The following is a 20,845-nucleotide window of genomic DNA, read 5'->3' as shown; positions in this document are numbered from 1 at the left end:
TTGCGTCCGACTTCCTTCAGATTCCACCTCACGGTGGACACCCTTGTCATTCACTAACAGTTCCTACTGCCAAGTCTGTAGTGGACTTTCACCACCAAGTTATCACCCATGCCGGGCACACCAAAAAACAGCCGGTAGACGCTCTCCGGCTGTTTTCATTTCAGTATTCTTTTATCTAAGTGCTCCACTGCAGGAGTTCACTTAATTTCTTTCTGCATCTCATCAGTACCAATTGGTCGCTTTTGGCTACTCGCGAATCGGCCATTGTTTGATCAGCTGCAGAACGCCTCGCTGACCGGCAACTATTGATTCGATTCACAGCCACAGATAGCATCCATTTTTTCGGTCATTTCATCCGATAGCACGTTGCTTACAAAAGCACCGTAATAGTTTTTCTTCATTTCCATTTCAACTTTGAAATGTTCGCATTCTTGTAAAGTCATATCGTTCATATTTGTATAATTTTTCATATAGGTTCCTCCTTGTTAACAAAACTTATGTAATGGGCTGATAGCCGCTGGGCAACCAATAGACAGTTGACTGATGAGATGTACTTACTTTATACCGTGATATGGACTCCAAGTCAATAATACTGCTCAGCCAATATTGTTCCAAAAATCGCTTTTAAGTCTATTTACTGCAAAAAAAAGAAGACAACCCTACACCTGATAGGATTGTCTTCCTGCTGTCTTTGCTGTTTTTCTGGTGCACCTTGAAACAGTCCCCGTCAATTTGGGAGCCCCTTCACCCTTGGAAGGTTCAGTCAATCACTTCAAGGATTTCATCCAAGGACTGTCTTTTCTTCGGCGTTATCGGTTCATTGCGGTATCCCAAACCCAGCATATAGGAAACACCGAACTCGTTAAGGTCGACCAGACCTTTTTCCGACAGGTACTTTTCTACATTGGCTTTGTTGAAGCCTTCGATTGGACAGCTGTCGATTCCCAAAAGAGCTGCGGTGGTCATCATGTTGGCCATCGCGATATAGGTCTGCTTGGACGCCCAATCGTACAATTTTCGTTCGTCCGTCAATTGCTGATTGTTCTTTTGGAAATTGTCGAAGTACTGACTGCGCGGCGAGTCAATAGCAAATTCCGCGCCGAGCACATCCTCCACAATGTGTTTGACATGATCACTTTCGATGGTCACATTTTTTCTGGCCAGTGCGATGACGAAATGGCTGGCGCCATTGAGGCTGTTGACTGCGCCCGCAGCAATCCCCTTCAAGTCATCCTTGATTTCCTGATTGTTCAGCAACAAGAATTTCCAAGGCTCATATCCGAAGGAGCTCGGCGATAAACGTGCCGATTCTATGATCGTTTCCCAATCTTCCTCGGCAATCTTTTTCTTTGGGTCGAAGGATTTTGTGGCGTAGCGGCTTTGGTGTGCTTCGATGATTTGAGCTCTTAATTCAGGTGTCGACATAAATGGATCTCCTCACTTTACATGATGATATTTATCTACTCCATATACTACTTTTAAATGGCTAATCCGGCAAGGGGTACGCCTTTCGATGAATCCAACAATAGGAACGCAGTCCATTCTTCAGGCATCTCCGGTGAAGGGTCGCTCGCCGGAGATGGCGCCCTTATGTCGTTACTATACTCCTGCGAAAGGTCCCTCATCGAAGATACCGGCATTTGAATGTCAATTTTCTCCGGTTAAACGCCTCTGACCGGAGTTCAGCCCTTTTTACCTGGCAATGGCCTGTTACAGATTCCCCAACGGCGAACGTGCAACACCCATCTCGATCTGCGTTTGCTTTGTAATTTCGTTTTTGATGTAAATGATCGGGTTCTCCGCAAAAACGCTGCGAATCTTCTCTTCAATTCCGGCGTTTTTTGTGTCGTCCGACTTACCATGCAATAAATCCAAAAAATACGCTTCAACCTCTTTTGGATAAACATTGCCAGCCATAGAGGACAACCGGTTTGCGCCCAGCGCAAGCTTTTTGTCCAGATCAATCTCCCCGCCGGCATAGATGTAGATTTTTTTGTCAGCCACAGAAATCATTTCAGGAATCCGCACGCTGTCGCCCGCATCCTTGATGCCGATGATGTTTGGTAACTTGATCAGTTCAGCAAAAGTATCCAGTTCCAGATTGAACCCCGTGCGCCGCGGATTATTATATAGAATGATGGCCTTCTCGATAATTTTGGCGATGACTTCCACATAGAGCCTCGCTTCTTTTTGTGAAGGCAGGATATAAGGCGGAAAACCCAACAGCACTCCAGTGATTTTCGGGCTCGCGTTGACTTTTTCAGCAAGTTCCAGGGCTTCCTTTTGTCTGATGCTGGCGACTCCGAAGAGGATTTCCAAGTCATCCGGCAGGAAACTGGCCGCGTCCAAGCTTTCCAGCAGTTGCAATTTCTCCGCTAATGACAGGCTATGCTGCTCCCCCGTCGATCCGCATAACAGGACGGACTTCACACCTTGAGTGTATAGATGCATGACATGCTGCAAAGTCGCCTCTGTATTCAAATCCTCGTTATTGTAAAATGCAGTCGGGACCGCTATATGGTAATCATTCACTAGATCATGCATGTGCATCTCCCCTTCATTATTGATATGAAAACCATTATATCACGGTCTTCCCGAATGCTTCATCCATTACTGTCAGCTCAATGATGCAGTGAATTAAAAAAGAGACAAAGCAACTGCAACTTTGTCCCTAGAAAATTTATCTGTATTCAAATTCATTTTTTATTTGATGGTTTACTGGAGTTCTGAAGAGTTTTGAATAATGTATTGAATTGTCCTTTGAACGACATGGCTTGTTCGAAAATATCTTCACCATCATTCAACATTTTCACGGTTACCCAACCTAAGGATTCTGTGATAGTGCTGGCAACGGTCGCGTTAATTGCAGCACCTGCGACGGTTCCTACCGCAGGAACCAATTTCAGGATATTGCCGACTGCACCTCTGCCTAAACCAACAACGATCAATTCCCTGGATAGGCTTTTTCCAAGGCTTTCGGACCATGATTGACCAAATATCTTGTGCAGACGAGACATCATTGTTAATTGGACTGGAACCAGCAAGAAAGCATCTGAAAAAGGGATTGGCGAAAAGCCGATTATGGCTGCTGTCAAAGATGCGGCATGAACAGTCTTATGACATTTTTTGCGTTTTTCTTCATCGACACCTTCCAGAAATTCGTCGAAGATCCCATCAAATTGATTTTTGCTTTTGTCGAGAATTTTTTCAGCCTGCTCTTTTGACTTGTCATAAGCGTTTAGGACTCGGGTTGATGTCTTTTGCGGTAATTTTTTTAAAACTTCAGAGAAGAAGGATTCAAATTCTTTTTCTTCTTGCTTCAGATCACTGGCTGGAAGTTCTGTTTCAACTTGTACTTCCGCTACCTTCTCTTTTTTCAGATTTTCTGTTTCCCCGGTAATCGTCTTTTTCCTGAACAATTTTTTCATGATAATCCCGCCTTTTTAGTTAATCATCATAGGGCATGCAAATCTTGCGGATAGATGCGTACTTTCTCTCTATCCTAATCATACACCAGAGGGCAAAAATCCCCAAGGAAAGGAAAACCCCACCCGAAACTGGCCTCGCATTGTTTAGCGGCTCGTTTTTGGGTGAGGGTTTAAATGTAGGCTTCATTTTTTGAAGTACAATTTATCATGATCCGGAAATATGGGACTTTAATCAGAAATGTGTTTCGTCGATATCAAGGGCATCCAAGGCTGCATTGATGTTCTTCAATTCTTCTGGGCTCAATTCTATATCGGCTCCGCCCAAATTTTCTTCCAGACGATGCATTTTCGTTGTTCCGGGGATCGGGACGATCCATGGTTTTTGAGCTAGTTCCCAAGCCAAAACGATTTGCGCGCTCGTTGCGTTCTTTCTGTCGGCGATTTCTTTCAATAAGTCTAACAGCGCTTGATTTGTTCCCATGACTTCAGCGCTGAATCTGCCCATCTTGTTGCGGAAGTCCCCTTCAGGATATACCGTGTTCGCATCATATTTCCCGCTCAGGAAACCATTTCCGAGCGGTGAATACGCCACAAAACCGATGCCCAATTCTTCGCATACCTGAAAGATTTCCTTTTCCGGTTCTCTGAAAACCATCGAATATTGATTTTCGATGCAGGTTACTGGGCAGACAGCGTGCGCCTTTCTTAGATAATCCAAAGGCGCATTGGATAAGCCCCAATGCTTGATTTTCCCTTCAGCCATCAATTCCTTCATCACCCCGGCAACCACTTCCGGTTCAACTTCCGGGTCCACGCGATGCTGATAGTACAGGTCGATGTAATCAACGCCCAAACGTTTCAATGAGCCTTCCAGTTGTTCCCTGATGGAATCCGGTTTGCTGTTCAGCTCATTCTCAGGCTTGCCATCAACCATTTTCTGCCCGTAGATGCCGAACTTGGTGGCGATGATCACGTCTTCGCGGTTGTAGATTTCCAAGGCTTTGCCCAACAACACTTCATTCGCTTCACCGTAGACAACCGCGGTATCAAAGAAATTGCAGCCTAATTCGACCGCGCGTCTGATCAACTTGATCATTTCTTCCCTGTCGGCCGGCGCACCGTAGGCATGATCCATCCCCATGCAGCCAAGCCCGATTGCCGATACTTCCAATCCTCTTCCCAATACTCTTGTTTTCATCTCTGTTTCCCCCTTCGTTCTATTACAACTTAAGTATAGTAAAAAAGAGACTATTAAGAAGTCTCTCTTGGCTCACGAGTTGCAACCCAAAGGCTAGGACTGGACCTCGTATATCTGACTGATGATTTTCAGGAATTCTTCGACATCATTGGATGGCGTGTTTGAATGCAGGATCCCTATCGGAATCGTATGCTTCCAGCTGATCGGAATGATTTTCAGCAAAGGATGGACATTTTCCCATTCCTTCACACCGATCAGAACCGCATTGTCGTTTTCACATTTATTGAAGACATTCACATCGAAGAATGAAAAATCTTCAATCTGGATCTTCGGATAGTTTTCTGCCAGATCATCCCTGACTTGATCAAAGGCACTCATGTAGCCGCGTTTGATGAGCATGACCTTTTCATCGTACAGGTCCTCGATCGCTATTTCATCATTTGATGCCAAGCGATGATGGAGCGGGACCGCCGCACAAAGGGGTGTATCATACAATTTCAATGCCGAACAACGCCGCTCGCTCAATATGTTATCGCTGTATATTCCGGCGACCACATCGATGTTCCTGCCGAAATGATTCATGATTTCCCGCGCGTTCTCCGGGGTGTTCTCGAATGAGACCAGTTCAAATTTCAGATCTGGATTGTAATGGCGGATCTGGGGCCACAGACTGACCAAAAAATGGACCGGCGTCGTTAATGATGTCCCAATCCTCAGTACATATTTGGGCTCAGCCAACATTTTTTCCGCTCTGGCGATCGAATCTTTTGCATACTGAATGATATATTTTGCATCGCGATAGATGGATTCCCCTGCCGGAGTCAATTGGACTCCTCGAGGCGTTCTGACAAACAAATCAAATCCCAGATTGTTTTCCAGAATATTGATTTGTTTCATGACGGCATTGGGCGACACAAACAGCCCTTCTGATGCTTTGTTGAAACTGCCTGAATCGGCAACTTTAATGAATGTATCCAATTGATGATTGTACATATGATTTAGCCTCCAAAACGATTCCGCTCAGCACAACGAGCGAGCGAATTCTTCTGGTTACTATTTTACCAAACTATCCTAGGATCAGGGATTTAATTGTTCTGGCCATGCGAATGCGGCGGTCCGATTGAATATTGCAAATGGATAGAGCCACCTGTGCGGAGAAATGAGCCACTGAATGCGAGGAACAGAGCCGGCTATTGCGAGCGTGAGAGCCATCCAACTATTTTTATCTATAGAATAAACCTTCTGTATAATGAAGTTGCATGCCTACGGGCATGACGCATTATAACAGGAGGTTTTTTTATGATTCAATATCGTAAGATTCTGGAACTGCATTTCAACGCTATCTCCCAACGCACAATCAGTACAAGCGTGGGAAGCTCCCGAAATACAGTTTCAGATGTCGTCAAACGTGCTAAAAATCTTGGATTAGAGCGATTGACGGATACCATGACTAACCAATGGCTTGAGGAGCTTCTCTTCCCAGAGAAACAAGCAATTGAGAAAGGATATTCCCCACCAGATTGGGAAAAGGTTCATAAAGAATTACAGAAGAAAAACGTCACATTGAAGCTACTCCATACGGAGTATTCTCAAAAAACACGTGATGGTAAAAAGATCCCCTATGCTTATCGAACTTTTGCAGAGAACTATGGGAAGTATGCGAAGAAACATAAAGCGACTATGCCTATTCGAAGAAAGCCTGGAGAAGTGTTAGAGGTAGATTGGGCCGGATCGACGTTGTTTATTAATGACCGTGAAAGTGGGGGGAAGTTAACTGTATATATTTTCGTAGCGACGCTCCCTTACAGTCAATACAGCTATGTAGAAGGCTTTTTAGATATGAAATCTGCCAGTTGGCTAACTGGACACATTCACGCATTTGAATACTTTGGCGGGGTTCCGGAATCACTAGTTCCTGATAATTTGAAAACGGGAGTCACGAAAGCTTTGCGAGGAGAACCTATTCTTAACGAAGCATATCGAGAGCTGGCTGACTATTATCAAACAGTTATCGTGCCTGGAAGAGTTCGAAGTCCCAAGGACTATCCTCAAACTCAGATTATCTTCAAAAAGCCATAGGACAAGCTCTTTCACTAGAGATGCCTGTGGTTTTTTGAAGATAATATTTTCCATTGGTGGTATTCTTTGACTGATCAAATATAGTATGGGGAGGACTAGAGATGGCAAACCTGGAAGAAATAATCAGCGTTGTTTTGACAGAGCGAAAACCTCAACTTGCACCTTCATCTTTTGAGTCGCTACATTTTTATTGCAAACAATTATCGCAAATGGCATCTAAAATGAATATCACTGTTCCATGCCAGAAACTTTATGATGCTTTTATTGAAGATGACAGAAATTCCAAGGAAAGAAGTTCGAGACATAGGCAATGCGTTAAATTAGTAGATTATTATGCCGGCACTCATGCCAAAGATGAGCACGGAAATCCATTTAACAGAAGCTCTTTTCCGACGGAAGATGAAACGCAGGATTTTTTCAAAGATATGAGCTACCCCATATCAATTCAGGTTACAATCGATCACTTGATTATAAAGTCTGAATTAGAAATGAGGGACTTGAAATTATCATCATCTACAATCGGACAATATAAACACTCTTGGCTAGACATACGCGACTATTTTAATGAACAAAACGCAGGCATCTATGCCAGCGAAGTATTACAACAGTATATTTCTGAAATAAAGGGATTACGGAATAAATGCTTAATGAATGAGTGGAAATGGAAAATGAACAGAAAGGCTGCACATGTTCTTTTGGAAATCGCTGACACAGGTACATTTAACTGGAAACCTATTCAACAAAATTTGTCTTTTACGGATCATGATTTAGAAGAACTCCGTACCCTTTATATCAACACATTAAGTGAAAAAAACCTTAGTAAAGCTACAATTAATCTGCACGACTATGTTTTCCGCAAAACATTATTGTTGGCAGGAATCCAAACGTTTGAAGAATTAACGAGATTATCTTATGACGAAACCCAATTAATCATCGCGTCCTTTTCCAGCATCTGCAATAAAAGGAGTATGTCCACTATATTACCGATATTGAGAACCTTCTTATCTTTTTTGTCCGAGCACAATGTTGTTGATAATAACCTTTCGAATGTAGTCATGAGCAGATTCATCCAAAAAGGCAATGTCTCAGCGTATCTGTCTATAGAAGATGAGAAGAGATTGATTGAGCAACTAGAGCAGGAATCCATGCGAACAAAAGCCATAATATTACTCGCTCTTCGTTTCGGCCTAAGGGATTCAGACGTCTGCAACTTAACCCTTCAAAGCATTGATTGGAATAAGGAAAAACTGTATGTAGTCCAGCAAAAGACTGGTGAACCAATCATTTTTCCCCTATTACCTGAGATCGGTAATGCCCTCATGGAATACATCTTACATGAACGCCATCCGCGTAAAGATTACCCCTACATCTTTTTAAGAAAGCAAGCTCCCTACAATAAAATCTCATCTGCTTATCCTTTTTGTTCAAAACTCCTGAGTAAATTAGAAATCCAACCAGTAAATGGCAAAACCAACGGTTTGCATCTGTTTCGTTATACCTTAACGCACCGTCTGCTTGCAGCTAAAGTAACCCATCAGGTCGTAACAGATATTCTGGGTCATACTTCAAAAGAATCAGACAAACCTTATATCTCTCTCGAAGAATCTATGCTGCGTATGTGTGCTTTAGATCTTTCAGAAATTGGGAAAATACATTGGGGAGAGGATAAATTTGAGTGAACATATCTTTAAAAGCAGATTAGGTCCGAATTTAGAAACCTTTATTGCTCAAAAGCAATCTGTTGGATTCCCTTATCAATCATCAGCACGAATTCTATGCCATTTCGATGACATGGTTTTTGAATATTTTCCAGATATAGAATCTTTAACAAAAGAGATTGTCGATAAATGGATACACTACAAACCAAATGAGCATCCCAATGGCCTTTTAAGACGGATTACGCCTATCCGACAATTTGGTAAATATTTACATGCCATTGGGCATGTAGCATACATCCCCCCTGGGAACATCCCTAATAAACAGCTCCAATATGAAGCTCATATTTTTACTACAAAAGAATTACAGGCCTTTTTTCATGCAATTGATAGTTGTCCCGTTTCTCGTTTTTCCCCTACACGCTGCTATGTTATTCCTGTACTATTTCGCTTGTTGTATTGTTGCGGACTGAGGTCTTCCGAAGCCAGACTATTGAATATTACCGATGTTAACTTAACGAACGGACAGATTTTGATTCGGGAGTCGAAAGGTTGGAAAGCAAGAATATTATTTATGAGCCCGGATCTTCTGGAGGTGTGCAGAGAATATAACCAAAATATAGAAGGAATTTTCCCGATGCGACAAGCATTCTTTCCAAATATAAATGGAGAATTTTACAACAAAAGCACTATCGGTCATTGGTTTCATGAATTCTGGGATAGTCTCCCCGAAGCGCAATTGGTAACAGGGAATTTACCAAGAGTTCATGATCTTAGACACACGTACGCTGTGCACAGACTAAACTCTTGGGTCATAGAGAATGAGAATGTCACAGGTCTATACCCATATTTAAGTGAGTATATGGGACATTCGCATTTTACTGAAACAGACTACTATCTTACTCTCGTAGAATCGTTTTATCCTGAAATTGAAGAAAGATTATCTAGTATTAACGATGACATAATACCGGAGGTATATGATGAGTATTGACAAAAAAATGCAGTTCTACCAATTATTACGAGATTTCTTGACAGATTATTTAGTTACAAGGCGTAATTTTAGCGACAAGACTGTACGTGCCTATAAACAATCCTTAAAGCTCTTGAGGAAATATTTTTCAGACGAAAAAGGGATCAACTTTGATTCAATGGATTTTTCCTGCTTTAGCAGAAGTAATATATATGGCTATCTCATGTGGCTTAAAGATTCACGCAACTGTTCTTATCAGACCCTCAACCTCCGGTTAGCTGCTATCAAATCATTTCTGAAGTTCTGTAGTGAAGAAAATATTGAATTAACGCCCCTTTATTTGGAAGTTTGTAGTATCCATACTTTCAGAGCATCAAAAAAAGAGCGCATAGAATATCTCAACCAAGCTCAAATAAAAAATTTATTTTTGGCACCTGATGCCACAACAAAGTTAGGCAGACGAGATCGTTTTTTTATGATTTTTGCGTATGAGACCGGTGCACGCCTACAAGAACTTCTTAGCCTTACGTGCAATTCTATAGTTTATGGGGATCATTCTGTTCAGCTCAGAATTCAGGGGAAGGGGCACAAAACTCGTTATGTCCCATTACTGAAGGCTACAATAAAGCATTTAGAGGCATATTTAAATGAATTCCATGATCACTCGGATAAGTCTGATTATTTATTTTATACAATCCATGATTCAATGCACACCCAGATGAAACCAGGAACGGTTGATCATTTTTTGAAAAAGTACGCGCGTCTTGCATACAATAGCGATCCTAGTTTCCCAATTAATCTTCATGCTCATATGTTACGACATAGTATTGCGATGGCAATGTATAAGAAGGGTATTCCAATTTCCTACATCAAGGATTTTCTGGGACATAAAAGCTTAGAGACTACATCAGTTTATTCGTACGCCGACGGCGAAACTATTAAAAATGCATTGGAGTCAGTGCAAGACATCCCAAATTTAAAGCAACAGAAAAAGTGGAAAGGCAAGGAAGAATATCTTTTAGAATTTTGTGGATTGAACTAGATTATTATCCTCAAAAGCCACAGAGCCTTCTCGATAACTAGAGCAGTCTGTGGCTTTTTTGAGGATAATCTGAGTTTGAGGATAATCCTTGTTATATTTAATTGAAAATAAGCGCGACAAAGCGAGTGTAGAAGGAACCGTTGGTTTTATTTCTCGGCAAATTATAGCTGCTCTGCGGCACTTTCAATGTTTTGACTTACAAGACTTGAATCAACAGATTTGGAAAAAACTAAATGAAATCAATCAGGAGCCTTTTCAGAAACGGCCAGGTTCAAGAAAAAAAGTGTTTGACGAAGAGGAGAGCTCCTACCTTCACCCACTCCGCCAAACACGATTCAAGTTATCCGAATGGAGAATTGCAAAGGTTCAACCAAATTACCACATTCAAATTGAACGCATGTACTATTCCGTTCCTTACGAATATATCCAAAGTGATGTTGATGTCCGTCTCTCTAAGGATTTAATTGAAGTATACTTCAAAGAAGTGCGGATTGCATCCCATAAACGACTATCAGGGGAAACCGGTCAATTCTCAACTTTTTCAGAACATATGCCGGATAATCATCGTCTGTACTTGGAACATACACCTGAAAAAAATCTAGAATGGGCCAAATCGATTGGAACAAACATGGGAGCATTTGCGGAGGCTCTACTTAAAAATGGTTCAGAGAAAAGAGCCTTAAATCAATTGATGAGTTTGCGCAGCATAGGGAAGAAATATTCTAAAGAAGAGCTGGATCTCGCTGCCCAAAACCTACTCCTTGCTTCTTCTAACCCTACGGTTAGTGTGTTTAAAACCATTCTTGAGAGAAATAAAAAAAGAGAAAAAGAAAAGGACAATGGAACATTGACTGAACATCAAACAGATAATAACTATGGATTTGTGCGAGGCGCAGGTTATTTTGGAGGGAAAAACAAATGAGAAATGAAGAAACTGTACGCAAACTAACAGAAATGAAAATGAGTGCAATGGCTGACTCATACCGAGAACAAATGAATAATCAAGACTATCAGGATATGTCATTCGAGGATCGCTTTAACTTACTTGTAGACCATGAATACTCTCGTCGCCAGTCAAACAAACTACAACGACTGATTCATCAAGCGCAATTCAACGAACCGTCGGCGGCTATTGAAGATATAGAATACCACCCAGACCGTCATCTGGATAAAAATCTCATTCTTGAATTAGCCATGGGCAACTATATACAGAAACATTTGAACATCATTTTAATGGGTGCTTCTGGCAACGGAAAAACATGGCTGTCCAATGCCTTTGGCATTCAAGCATGCCGTCAACATTACAACGTAAAATACGTCCGTCTTCCAGAGCTCTTAGATGAATTTATTGCCGCTAAAAACGAAGCAGACGGTAGCTTTCGCAAGCTGATTAAGAAGTACAAGAAAGTGGAATTACTCATCATTGATGAGTGGCTATTGGCGGCTCTCCCTGAAGAACATACACTAACCCTGTTCGAAATCATTGAGTCCCGTTTAAAAACCACTTCAACGATATTCTGCTCACAAACGGCACCTGAAGGATGGTATGAAAAGCTCGGTGAAGCGCTCGTTGCGGACGCTATTCTCGATCGTATTGTCCATGATTCCTATAAAATATTAATTGATGGCGTCGTGTCTATGCGCGAAAGACATGGATTGGGGGCAGGCAGATGATTTCTTCTGAAGTAGAAGATAGGATTGCCCGCTACTTTTTCCATCGGTACTTGCCGGAAGATGTCAGGTTAGAAATTGTGGGGAAATTACTTCCTTTCTATCTAATAGATGATGATGAAGATGAGCCTTCCGCAGATGAAATGGTTAAACTAGCGATTGACATTATAGACAGTCAGTTAGAAAAATAAAAAGCAGCCACTGGTAAAATAATATCAGTGGCTTTCTCTTTCGCATTGGGTGGCTCTATTTATCGCACTCGCTGGCTCTATCATCCGCACAGGTGGCTCAATCTGTTCGCAATACTCACCGATCCCAGCGAATTGCCGAATATATCCAGATTATTCGACAATCCGATGCGGATTATAGTAAAAATTGTCGAATGCAATCAGGCATTCGACAATTTCAGTAACATTCTTCTTTAATTTGTCGAATACCAACTAAGTATTCGACAATCCGGACTGGAAATTGTGCGCACTCAAAACGAAATAGAGCCAAAAACATCTAAGCAAGACGCTTCCGGCTCTATTCGTCGTTATCCAGTTCCTGTTTCAATGCACAATTCTCAGTTTTGCCAAAACAACCTCAGATTCAGCGAGCAGCTCTTCGATGATTTGTTTGGCGGGGCGGATGTTTCCGACCATCCCGGCGATTTCGCCTGCCATGCACGAACCAGTTTCGATGTCGCCATCATAGACTGCGCGAGCCAATGATCCGACTGTCAGTTTCTCCAACTCTTCATGGGGTGCATTCGCTTCTTCCAAGGCAGCGTATTGCTCCAGCATCGGATTGCGGAGTGAACGCACCGGCTCTTTGGCTTTGCGGCCGGTCACGATTGTCGCTGTGTCATTTGCGTCAAGAAGAAATTGTTTGTAGCTGTCCGAAATCGGACATTCTGCCGCTGACAGGAATAAGGTACCGACTTGTATGCCTTGCGCACCTAGAGCATGCATAGCGACAACCGAACGGCCGTCTCCGACTCCACCCGCTCCCAAAACAGGAATAGCGACGGCATCGACTACCTGGGGCAACAGAGAAAGGGAAGCGGTCTGCCCAATGTGCCCGCCGGCTTCCTGTCCTTCGGCAATGACTGCATCCGCCCCGGCTTCCTCCATTTTTATCGCATGTTTGACCGAGGCGATGACGGGGATCACCTTGATGCCGGCTGCTTTGAAAAGCGGCATATATTTCTTTGGCGACCCGGCTCCTGTCGTCACAGCCGCAACCCCTTCTTCGACGATGACTTGCACTAGCTCATCACAGTTTGGCATCTGCAGCATCAGATTTACTCCGAACGGTTTGTTTGTGATTGCGCGCGTCAAGCGTATTTCTTCGCGGAGCTGTTCAGCGGACATGCCGCACGATGCGATGATGCCCAAGCCCCCTGCTTCCGAAACGGGGCCCACAAGTTTATGAGTTGAGATGTTTGCCATTGCCCCTTGCAGAATGGGATATTCGATACCCAATAGTTGCGCCACTGTTGTCATTATTCATAACCCCTCCATGTTTTCATCATTTCCTGAATCCTTGCTGCCACTGCAAAGAGAACCGGAAAGCATTCACTCTCCGGTCCCTATCCATAACCAATGCGTCAAATAACATATTCGGACCTTTCCGGCCGGTGATAATTCCAAACCTGCTCGCCGTTGATTCCGAATACGGTTCCCGTGGGCGTCTTCGGCGAATCGATCAATTGGATTATCCGGGTCGCAACCTGCTCGCTTGAACCAATCCGCCAATAATCAGGGAAAGGTTCTCCCTTCCTGGCACAATCCTCCTCGACGCGCTTGATGGCCGGATTCGTCATGTCGGTTTTGGCAGCTGGCGAAATGGCATTCACCTGAATGTTGAAGCGTTTGACTTCTTCCGCTAAGGCGTATGTAAATCCGATTACTGCAGCTTTGCTGGCGCTGTAATTCGTCTGTCCAAAGACGCCGTACATGCCAGCGGTCGAAGTCACGGAATATATAAAACTGGTTTCCGGCTGCTTCATCATCTGCTGCACCACCGGTTGGGTAACGTTGTATAAGCTGTTGATGTTGGTACCCGTGACTTGATCCCAATTTTCCCCGCTCATCTTGTAAAATTGCCCGTCGGCACAAATGCCCGCATTGTTGATCAGAATATCGATCCTGTCGAATTCCTGAACAATGTCCTGGACCAGCTGTCGGCAGTCCTTGCGGTTGCGGACATCACAGCGCTTCGTCCAAAGCTGATTTTTGTATTGGACCAAGTCCGCCTCTGCCTGTTCGATGCTTTCCGCAGTCTTAGAAGTGATGATTACCCGGTCGCCCACACTCAGAAAAGCTTTTGTCAAGGCAAATCCTATGCCTCTTGTCCCGCCAGTAATCAATACGATTCTATTTGCCAATACAAACACCCTTCCCAATGCATTCATTCTCCCGCCAAACCTCAAATTCACCTTCCTGAAGAAATTTCACCTGGGCACGTTCGTCCACAAATAATGGCTTCAGGAACTTGTACTCATATTCGGTGATGGCTTGATAATCCCAATGGGCAGATAAAATCGCCTCGACTCTGGCCATTATCAAAATGCCGAACACCAAGCCTGTGTCATGAATCGGATTCGCATCCCTTGAAATTGTTTTGTAAGCCTGCAATTCCTCAAGAGAGAAAAGCAAGCTGTTAACTTCTGATGTCATATGGGATCCTCCAACAACAAAGTGGTCGCGCATCTCGCAATCACTGCATTTTCTTCCTTGATGACCAACGTATACGTCCAATAAGCTTTTCCGGGTTTGAACGGAGCTTTATCGGTAAGGCTTAATGAAACGGCATACGGTTGATGGAAGCCGAGTTTGCGGCAACAGCTGAAGGCTTGCTTCACCAGTATCGGCGTTTGATCGGCCAATTCAGGCAAGTCGAATTCCTGCCATAAGGTCGCCAGATAGCTGAGGCTTATTTTGCTGCCCAAAGTTGGATCGACGAGCTGATTGTACGCGCGGATATTCGCTTCGGAAAACCGCATTATTTTACTGTTCGCCATCAATTGGTCCTGCCTTCCTGATGAGCATGGCCGCACCTTGGCCTCCGCCTACGCACATCGTGACGATGCCGCATCGATTACTTTCATTCCTGTTCAATTCGGTCAGCAGCCTCGTAACCAGGATTGCCCCTGTCGCACCGTACGGGTGTCCGAATGCAGTCGCACCGCCGGAAGGGTTGATCTTCTCGATCGGAAAGTTGCCCAGCTTGATGCAAGCCAACGCCTGCACGGCAAATGCTTCATTCAGCTCCACCACATCGATGTCTTCGAGCTTTAACTCTTGGCGCGCCAACAGCTTTTCAACCGCAGGAACGGGACCTAAACCAAAGTCATGGGGATCAACACCCACCGCAACCGCATCGACAACTTGCGCAATCGGCGTCAGATGATAAAGCCGGCAAGCGCGTTCCGATGCCAGAATCGTAAAGCTTGCCCCATCATTGACAGGACAACAATTACCAGCCGTTATGGTGCCGTTTGCCTTAAAGACCGGCTTCAACCGGTTCAAGCTTTCCATGCTGCTCCGGCTTCTTGGGCATTCATCGTCATGCAGCAAAAGCTCGTCACTGATCCGAAAAGGTGTTATTTCCGAATGAAAGACGCCAGCCTGTTTAGCGGTTTGGTATTTCAACTGGCTTTGAAGCGCGAATTCATCCTGCTGCTGGCGGGTAATGCCATACTTGTCAGCGAGTTCCTCAGCTGCTGCGCCCATATCCGGATCGCCATATTCGCTGGTGGACAGCGGCTGGCGCGTCAATATGCGCGGGGCTTGCATGCCGTACAGCGATTTAGGCCGCTCAATCTGCCACGGTGCGCGGCTGCTGCTTTCCACACCGCCACAAATCATCACTTCGCCCAAGCCAGACATTATTTTCATGTGTCCGATAGCAATGGCTTCAAGCCCGGATGCGCATTGACGGTCAACCGTAACCGCCGGCGTCTCCACAGGCAAACCCGCTTTTAAGGCAACCCGTCTGGCAACATTGCCGCCGCCACCGATTACATTTCCGACAATGACCTCATCAATATGACCGTTTAGGCCCGGATGCTTGGCCAACATGGTTTCCATCAAGAATCCGCCTAGCTCTTCCGGACCAACGTCGTTGTACATCCCGCCGTACTTTCCGATAGCCAAACGTGCAGCCTCCACAATATATACCTTAGATGACACTTGACACTCGCTCCTTTACTGAATCACGAAGTAATTGTTTCCTGGATATCTTGCCGTTGTTTTGTTTCGGGATCGCTTCAACAGCGAAAACATGATCGATTTTTGCTGGCCGGGACATTTGGGCCGATAAATAAGAGTTGATTTCGTTCAAGCTCATCACTTGATTTTGGTCGGACCAAACAATGACGGCTCCAATTTTTTCATTGTAATGTTCATCAGGAATGCCAAGCACGACGATTTCATCGACAGCCGCCAGCTTCAACAAATGGCGCTCAAATTCCAGCGGATAGAATTTTTCGCCGCCCCGATTGATACAATCATCCTTCCGGCCATAGTATTCAAGCGTATTCCCTGCCAATTTACCCAGATCACCGGTCGAAACGCATGCGACAGTAGCTACGTAATCCTCACCTTTGCGGTGGTAACACGCAAAATTCAAAGGGCTGCGGACCTTTATTTCACCAACGCCTTCAGCATTCGGATGATCAATAACTACCTCAACTCCGGGGAACAGTTGTCCGACACTATTATCGGAAGGGATGCCCTGCACGGTTTCCATCGAAATGTAACTTGTTTCCGACGAACCATAGAATTCATATAACTGCACATTCGGGCAATAATGGTACAGCTTCCTGCGGATATCCACATTCAGCTTAGCGCCTGATGAAATGATCGTATAGTTTTCCGTCAACAACTCATTTTGGTCTTCCAGCTTGGAAACGAGCGCGTGGATCATGGTCGGCACAAGATAGCAAGTCAACGACTTCGTTTGTTTGACAAGGTCGATCAGGCGTTTTGTGGAAAAATGCTGATTCAGGATGAATGTCTGCCCAAAATAGAGCGTCTGCATCAGCGTATACAGACTCAAAGAATAGTGCATCGAGCCAAAAACCGTGGCGCTTTGATTGCCGGACTGGCGGATCAACTCATTCGTCCCTTCAAAACTCTTGACCCATGACTGATGGGTTCTGCGGTAACCCTTCGGCTGCCCGGTCGTCCCTGAGGTAAAGCCAATAAAGGCCAAATCACTCGGTGACGCATATTCATCAGAATCAATGGGAACGGCAGCATTTAGGGAAATCGTATGGATATCCGTCAACACCAGTGGAGCCTCAAACTGCATCAATATGTCCTGCAGTCCTTGGTAAGAAATGCCGGCATTAACGGGCACCGCCACTTTGTCCGCCCGGATCAATGCCAAAAAATTAATCAGTTGATCAAGGTCATTCGACATGGGTGCAAGGATCACTTTTTGAGGAATCCCTGCCAAAATATCTGCGCGTTCCTTAACGCGCTCCTCCAATTCCTGGTAAGTCAGCGCATCTTCCCCATCAATTATCGCTGTCTGCATAGCATTTTTTACTTGCCAATCGTCAATACGCTTCATCATCGCACCTGCCTAAATAAATTTACGCTAACTTCAGGGAAATCAGACTGTAGCGTTTGAGGCGCAAGGTGATCCAAGCAGCCAAAATTGCTTTAACCGTATCCAGAGGAACAAAGGCCAACGTCATCTTCAAGCCGTTTAACCAAGAGTTGCCCATGTAATACGCCATGGAAAAACTGCCAAAGAAATCAATCAGCAAAGCCCCGCCGACGATAAAAATGAGAACGGCTTTAGGAAAAGTAAGGTTTTCCCAATTCTTCTCAAGCAAGTAGCCGATCACAAGTGGCGCCAATACGTATCCAAGCAAAAACCCGCCGCTAGCGCTGGCGAATATGGCAATACCGCCCCGTCCGCCTGATAGGACCGGAAAACCTACCGCTACCATCAGCAGAAAAACACTGACAGCAAGAGGGCCGTATTTCTTGCCAAGCAGCCCGCCCGCGAGCATCATCATCATATTTTGCAGGACGATCGGAACCGGCAAACCGGGAAGCGGAATCGTCAATACTCCCGACACAATCATCAAAGCCACCATCATTGTTACCCTAGTCAAAACTTTTGTCTTCATCACTAAACTCCTCCTGTATTTACCGCTTCTATTGTTACCCTATATATTTTCAAGGTTTACAAATAACATGATAACCCATTTCTTTTTATCCGGCAACGCTCTTTTTAAAGATTTTTGCATGCATCAATAAAAGAACACACAAAAACAGCAGCAAGGAAGCCATCGTCGTGGTTTCCTCGCTGCTGTTTTTGGTGTAGAGATAAGGGAAGTAACGAACAACCTCCCACTGGTCCTGAATTGCTATTCAAATACACAAGCCTTCAAAAATTATTGCTCCTAAAGATCAAACCGCTTCTCGGTTGTGCTCAAGAAATTATCCAGCGCTTCCTCGCTGTCGATGCCCATCCGGTCCGCCAGCACCATCAGCCACCACATGCTTTCACCGATTTTGTGCTCCAAATCGGCTTCATTGGACTCACCGACCGGCCAGCGTCCCTGCTGCGCCATCGTCAAGCGCCCCACAAGACCCGCGTCGCTGAGAAATGCCAATGCATCCTCTTCCACGGACCATTCACTGCCGTGGTGCTTCATTTCTAATGCGTGGTAATGCTCCCGGATTTTTTTCGATCTTTCAGCTGCTTGTTTGATTGTTAAGTCGTCCATTTGGTACCCCTTATCTTCATCATTCGGGCTATCATCACAGCTCCGTATACTTCTCTTTATTCCCTTTGCTTTTGTCCACTGGATACTTGATATTGTTCTTCTCCAGCTTTGCCTCGATGATCTTATCGATATCCAAATCGAGGTTGCTTGCGAGCATGTGGGAATAGATTAGCACATCGGCGAGCTCTTCCTTGATCCGTTCGATGCTGTTCTCTCTGACTTCCTCAGGCGATTTCCATTGGAAGAGCTCCAGCAGTTCTGCAGCCTCCAACGAAATCGAGATGGCAAGGTCCTTCTCGTTATGGAATTGGCGCCAGTCGCGGTCATCGCGAAATTTATTGACTTTGTCCATTGTGTTCATGTGTGTCATCCCTTTCTGGCATCCATTAGCGCTTGCTGCTGACCTCCAAGATTTTCTTTTGATTGGAGTACTTGTTGTTTATTCCTTAATGGTCAAAGATGTTTAAACTTGAGTATGAATCTTAATCCCAAGTCTTTTTTCAATGTTCTTTTTCCTATTCTTTATTTGTTGCATCATTAAATTTTCAGTATTTGGAGATAATTGATCAAAAGTATCTTGCGCCCTTTGAGCATAAGCTATAAAATTCCCAAAATCTCCTCTATTTATGCCAAGATCAGTGTATAAACTATAAATCATTTTTCGATAAGGTAATTCTTTTTTGTTTTTTCTTGCCCTCACCTTTTTAGAGCTATCAATCAGCTTATATGCCTTACGATAAAATTTATATGGACTTTTCCCTCGCATTTGGACTCTTTTTCCGTCGAATACAAAACCTAAATAATCAATATGAGAAACTTTTTTCTCTTTTATATTGGTTATTCTATTGTCACTATAATCAAATAACCCAGTTTTAGTCTCTTGTATTTCAATTTTATTTTCCTCGGCTAGAGCTCTAACTCTTTTTTCAATTACTTCAATTTGGGTTTGAGAGACTACACCGCTGATTTGTTTTTTTGGAATGACCAATATAAAATCATCGGAATATCTTCGATACATTCCAAGGTGCTGATCTGCCAAATTCTTCATGCAAACATCAAATTCAATCGAATAGACATTTGCAAACACAGCACTGATAGCAGTACCCTGTGGAATCCCATATTTATGTTCATTTTTGCTAATTGAGTGGTCTCTCTGAAAATTTCGAAAGTCTTTCATTTGAGGGAAATAACTCGCTTTTTTGGCATTTCTAATCTCTTTATCAGTGCCAAATATTTTGACTAATAAGTCTTTTTCATAATACCCGTATTTAGTTACAGATTTATATACGTTATACCAATCACTACTCAGTTTTTGTTTTTGAAATATCCTGAGAAGATTCTGCTTCATAATCCTGTGGTCAATTTTATTAAAAAAGTTAGTGAAATCTCCAACAAGAACAAATGCTTCTTCTAAACAAGAAATTCTATCTATGATTTCAGCAGCAAAATCAATATTTGATTTTCCCTTTTTATTGTTCCGATAGGCAGTTGAACATTCATCAACTTCATGATTGAGAGTGTAAAGATTGTATTTATCATTTAAAGTCTCTGCATAGTATTTATAAATATAATTATCCAAATGACTAGCATACATAATATCCCTATTTTTTGTTTTTATTGGACGATTGTTCATTTCCGAATTTTTATATCCAATATTCTTCTCGAATGAATTAACATAGTGAATGAATGGCAAAAAGCTATGCACAGCAATCCTTTTGGGATCTGTCACATAGCTTTCAACTTTTTCAATTTTTATTCTATGATCAAAGTGTAGATAACGTTTCGATTTGTACTTTCTAGAATCTAACATAATTACACCTCTTTTTTTGGAGCGGAAGGAATTGCAGACCTGGTTTCTGGCAAATATCCCTTCTGCAGCACTGAGTCATAGAACTACAGTATTGACCATTTTTTTCTGTAGCACACCAGAGTGATTCAACTAATCGTTTATAATGTTATTGAGGAGATCTTAGGAGGTTCAAGTCAAATGAATATCACTCTACCTACGTCACCCTGCGGCACAATCTTGTTAATTCGAGGATTATTAATATTAATATTCCTTGAAG

General features: G+C 43.4%; 23 protein-coding genes. 7 read left to right on the top strand and 16 right to left on the bottom strand.

From position 1 onward, the window contains the following. Nucleotides 1–302: 302 nt before the first annotated feature. The 6 genes from PH235_RS10245 to PH235_RS10220 form a co-directional block, all read right to left on the bottom strand. A complete protein-coding gene (locus tag PH235_RS10245) occupies nt 303–470 on the bottom strand; it encodes a hypothetical protein (RefSeq protein WP_272162239.1) in 168 nt (55 codons plus the stop codon). Nucleotides 471–759: 289 nt separating this feature from the next. Next, on the bottom strand, nt 760–1,425 hold the full coding sequence (locus PH235_RS10240; RefSeq protein ID WP_272162238.1) for an NAD(P)H-dependent oxidoreductase: 666 nt from the start codon (nt 1,423–1,425) through the stop codon (nt 760–762). Between the two features lie 285 nt (nt 1,426–1,710). Beyond that, nucleotides 1,711–2,544 carry a dihydrodipicolinate synthase family protein gene (locus PH235_RS10235; RefSeq protein WP_272162237.1) on the bottom strand — a complete coding sequence of 278 codons (834 nt, stop codon included), beginning with the start codon at nt 2,542–2,544 and terminating at the stop codon, nt 1,711–1,713. 152 nt (nt 2,545–2,696) lie between these two features. Then, nucleotides 2,697–3,428, bottom strand: a complete 732-nt coding sequence (locus PH235_RS10230) for a YcjF family protein (RefSeq protein WP_272162236.1) — start codon at nt 3,426–3,428, stop codon at nt 2,697–2,699. Between the two features lie 232 nt (nt 3,429–3,660). Beyond that, nucleotides 3,661–4,626 carry an aldo/keto reductase gene (locus PH235_RS10225; RefSeq protein WP_272162235.1) on the bottom strand — a complete coding sequence of 322 codons (966 nt, stop codon included), beginning with the start codon at nt 4,624–4,626 and terminating at the stop codon, nt 3,661–3,663. Nucleotides 4,627–4,719: 93 nt separating this feature from the next. Then, nucleotides 4,720–5,619, bottom strand: a complete 900-nt coding sequence (locus PH235_RS10220) for a LysR family transcriptional regulator (RefSeq protein WP_272162234.1) — start codon at nt 5,617–5,619, stop codon at nt 4,720–4,722. Between the two features lie 306 nt (nt 5,620–5,925). On the opposite strand from PH235_RS10220, the gene istA reads away from it, so the two are divergent. From istA to PH235_RS10185, 7 genes are all read left to right on the top strand, one after another. Further along, nucleotides 5,926–6,705: an IS21 family transposase gene (istA, locus tag PH235_RS10215; protein ID WP_272162233.1), complete on the top strand. Its 780-nt coding sequence runs from the start codon at nt 5,926–5,928 to the stop codon at nt 6,703–6,705. 101 nt (nt 6,706–6,806) lie between these two features. Then, on the top strand, nt 6,807–8,384 hold the full coding sequence (locus tag PH235_RS10210) for a tyrosine-type recombinase/integrase (protein WP_272162232.1): 1,578 nt from the start codon (nt 6,807–6,809) through the stop codon (nt 8,382–8,384). After that, a complete protein-coding gene (locus PH235_RS10205) occupies nt 8,377–9,351 on the top strand; it encodes a tyrosine-type recombinase/integrase (RefSeq protein ID WP_272162231.1) in 975 nt (324 codons plus the stop codon). Before PH235_RS10210 ends, PH235_RS10205 begins: the two co-directional genes overlap by 8 nt. Beyond that, entirely contained in the window at nt 9,341–10,372 is a 1,032-nt protein-coding gene (locus PH235_RS10200; RefSeq protein WP_272162230.1) for a tyrosine-type recombinase/integrase, read from the top strand. Before PH235_RS10205 ends, PH235_RS10200 begins: the two co-directional genes overlap by 11 nt. An 88-nt stretch (nt 10,373–10,460) precedes the next feature. Continuing rightward, nucleotides 10,461–11,294 (top strand): Mu transposase domain-containing protein, encoded by an 834-nt coding sequence (locus tag PH235_RS10195; RefSeq protein ID WP_272162229.1) that lies wholly within the window; start codon nt 10,461–10,463, stop codon nt 11,292–11,294. Next, nucleotides 11,291–12,046 (top strand): IS21-like element helper ATPase IstB, encoded by a 756-nt coding sequence (istB, locus tag PH235_RS10190; protein ID WP_272162228.1) that lies wholly within the window; start codon nt 11,291–11,293, stop codon nt 12,044–12,046. Before PH235_RS10195 ends, istB begins: the two co-directional genes overlap by 4 nt. Then, entirely contained in the window at nt 12,043–12,234 is a 192-nt protein-coding gene (locus PH235_RS10185) for a hypothetical protein (protein WP_272162227.1), read from the top strand. The genes istB and PH235_RS10185 overlap by 4 nt, the downstream gene beginning before the upstream one ends. Before the next feature lie 360 nt (nt 12,235–12,594). Here PH235_RS10185 and PH235_RS10180 read toward each other — a convergent pair whose 3' ends face one another. The 10 genes from PH235_RS10180 to PH235_RS10135 form a co-directional block, all read right to left on the bottom strand. Continuing rightward, complete coding sequence (locus PH235_RS10180) at nt 12,595–13,530, bottom strand: nitronate monooxygenase (protein ID WP_272162226.1); 936 nt, start codon at nt 13,528–13,530, stop codon at nt 12,595–12,597. Between the two features lie 104 nt (nt 13,531–13,634). Continuing rightward, nucleotides 13,635–14,414, bottom strand: a complete 780-nt coding sequence (locus PH235_RS10175) for an SDR family NAD(P)-dependent oxidoreductase (protein ID WP_272162225.1) — start codon at nt 14,412–14,414, stop codon at nt 13,635–13,637. Beyond that, entirely contained in the window at nt 14,404–14,706 is a 303-nt protein-coding gene (locus PH235_RS10170) for a hypothetical protein (RefSeq protein WP_272162224.1), read from the bottom strand. The genes PH235_RS10175 and PH235_RS10170 overlap by 11 nt, the downstream gene beginning before the upstream one ends. Continuing rightward, nucleotides 14,703–15,050, bottom strand: coding sequence for a hypothetical protein (locus PH235_RS10165; protein WP_272162223.1), 348 nt, complete (start codon nt 15,048–15,050; stop codon nt 14,703–14,705). Before PH235_RS10165 ends, PH235_RS10170 begins: the two co-directional genes overlap by 4 nt. After that, a complete protein-coding gene (locus PH235_RS10160) occupies nt 15,037–16,221 on the bottom strand; it encodes a thiolase family protein (protein ID WP_272162222.1) in 1,185 nt (394 codons plus the stop codon). The genes PH235_RS10165 and PH235_RS10160 overlap by 14 nt, the downstream gene beginning before the upstream one ends. Then, entirely contained in the window at nt 16,211–17,608 is a 1,398-nt protein-coding gene (locus PH235_RS10155; protein ID WP_272162221.1) for an AMP-binding protein, read from the bottom strand. The genes PH235_RS10160 and PH235_RS10155 overlap by 11 nt, the downstream gene beginning before the upstream one ends. A gap of 22 nt (nt 17,609–17,630) precedes the next feature. After that, entirely contained in the window at nt 17,631–18,176 is a 546-nt protein-coding gene (locus tag PH235_RS10150; protein ID WP_272162220.1) for a biotin transporter BioY, read from the bottom strand. A gap of 276 nt (nt 18,177–18,452) precedes the next feature. Then, on the bottom strand, nt 18,453–18,779 hold the full coding sequence (locus PH235_RS10145; RefSeq protein WP_272162219.1) for a MazG-like protein: 327 nt from the start codon (nt 18,777–18,779) through the stop codon (nt 18,453–18,455). Nucleotides 18,780–18,813: 34 nt separating this feature from the next. Next, nucleotides 18,814–19,140: a nucleotide pyrophosphohydrolase gene (locus PH235_RS10140; RefSeq protein WP_272162218.1), complete on the bottom strand. Its 327-nt coding sequence runs from the start codon at nt 19,138–19,140 to the stop codon at nt 18,814–18,816. Between the two features lie 102 nt (nt 19,141–19,242). Continuing rightward, nucleotides 19,243–20,589, bottom strand: coding sequence for an RNA-dependent DNA polymerase (locus tag PH235_RS10135; RefSeq protein WP_272162217.1), 1,347 nt, complete (start codon nt 20,587–20,589; stop codon nt 19,243–19,245). Nucleotides 20,590–20,845: the final 256 nt, after the last annotated feature.

It is taken from the genome of Trichococcus sp. K1Tr, assembly GCF_028309625.1.
GTDB lineage: Bacteria > Bacillota > Bacilli > Lactobacillales > Aerococcaceae > Trichococcus.
The sequence above is the reverse complement of the archived record's forward strand: the minus strand, read 5'-3'. Positions and strand labels throughout refer to the sequence as shown.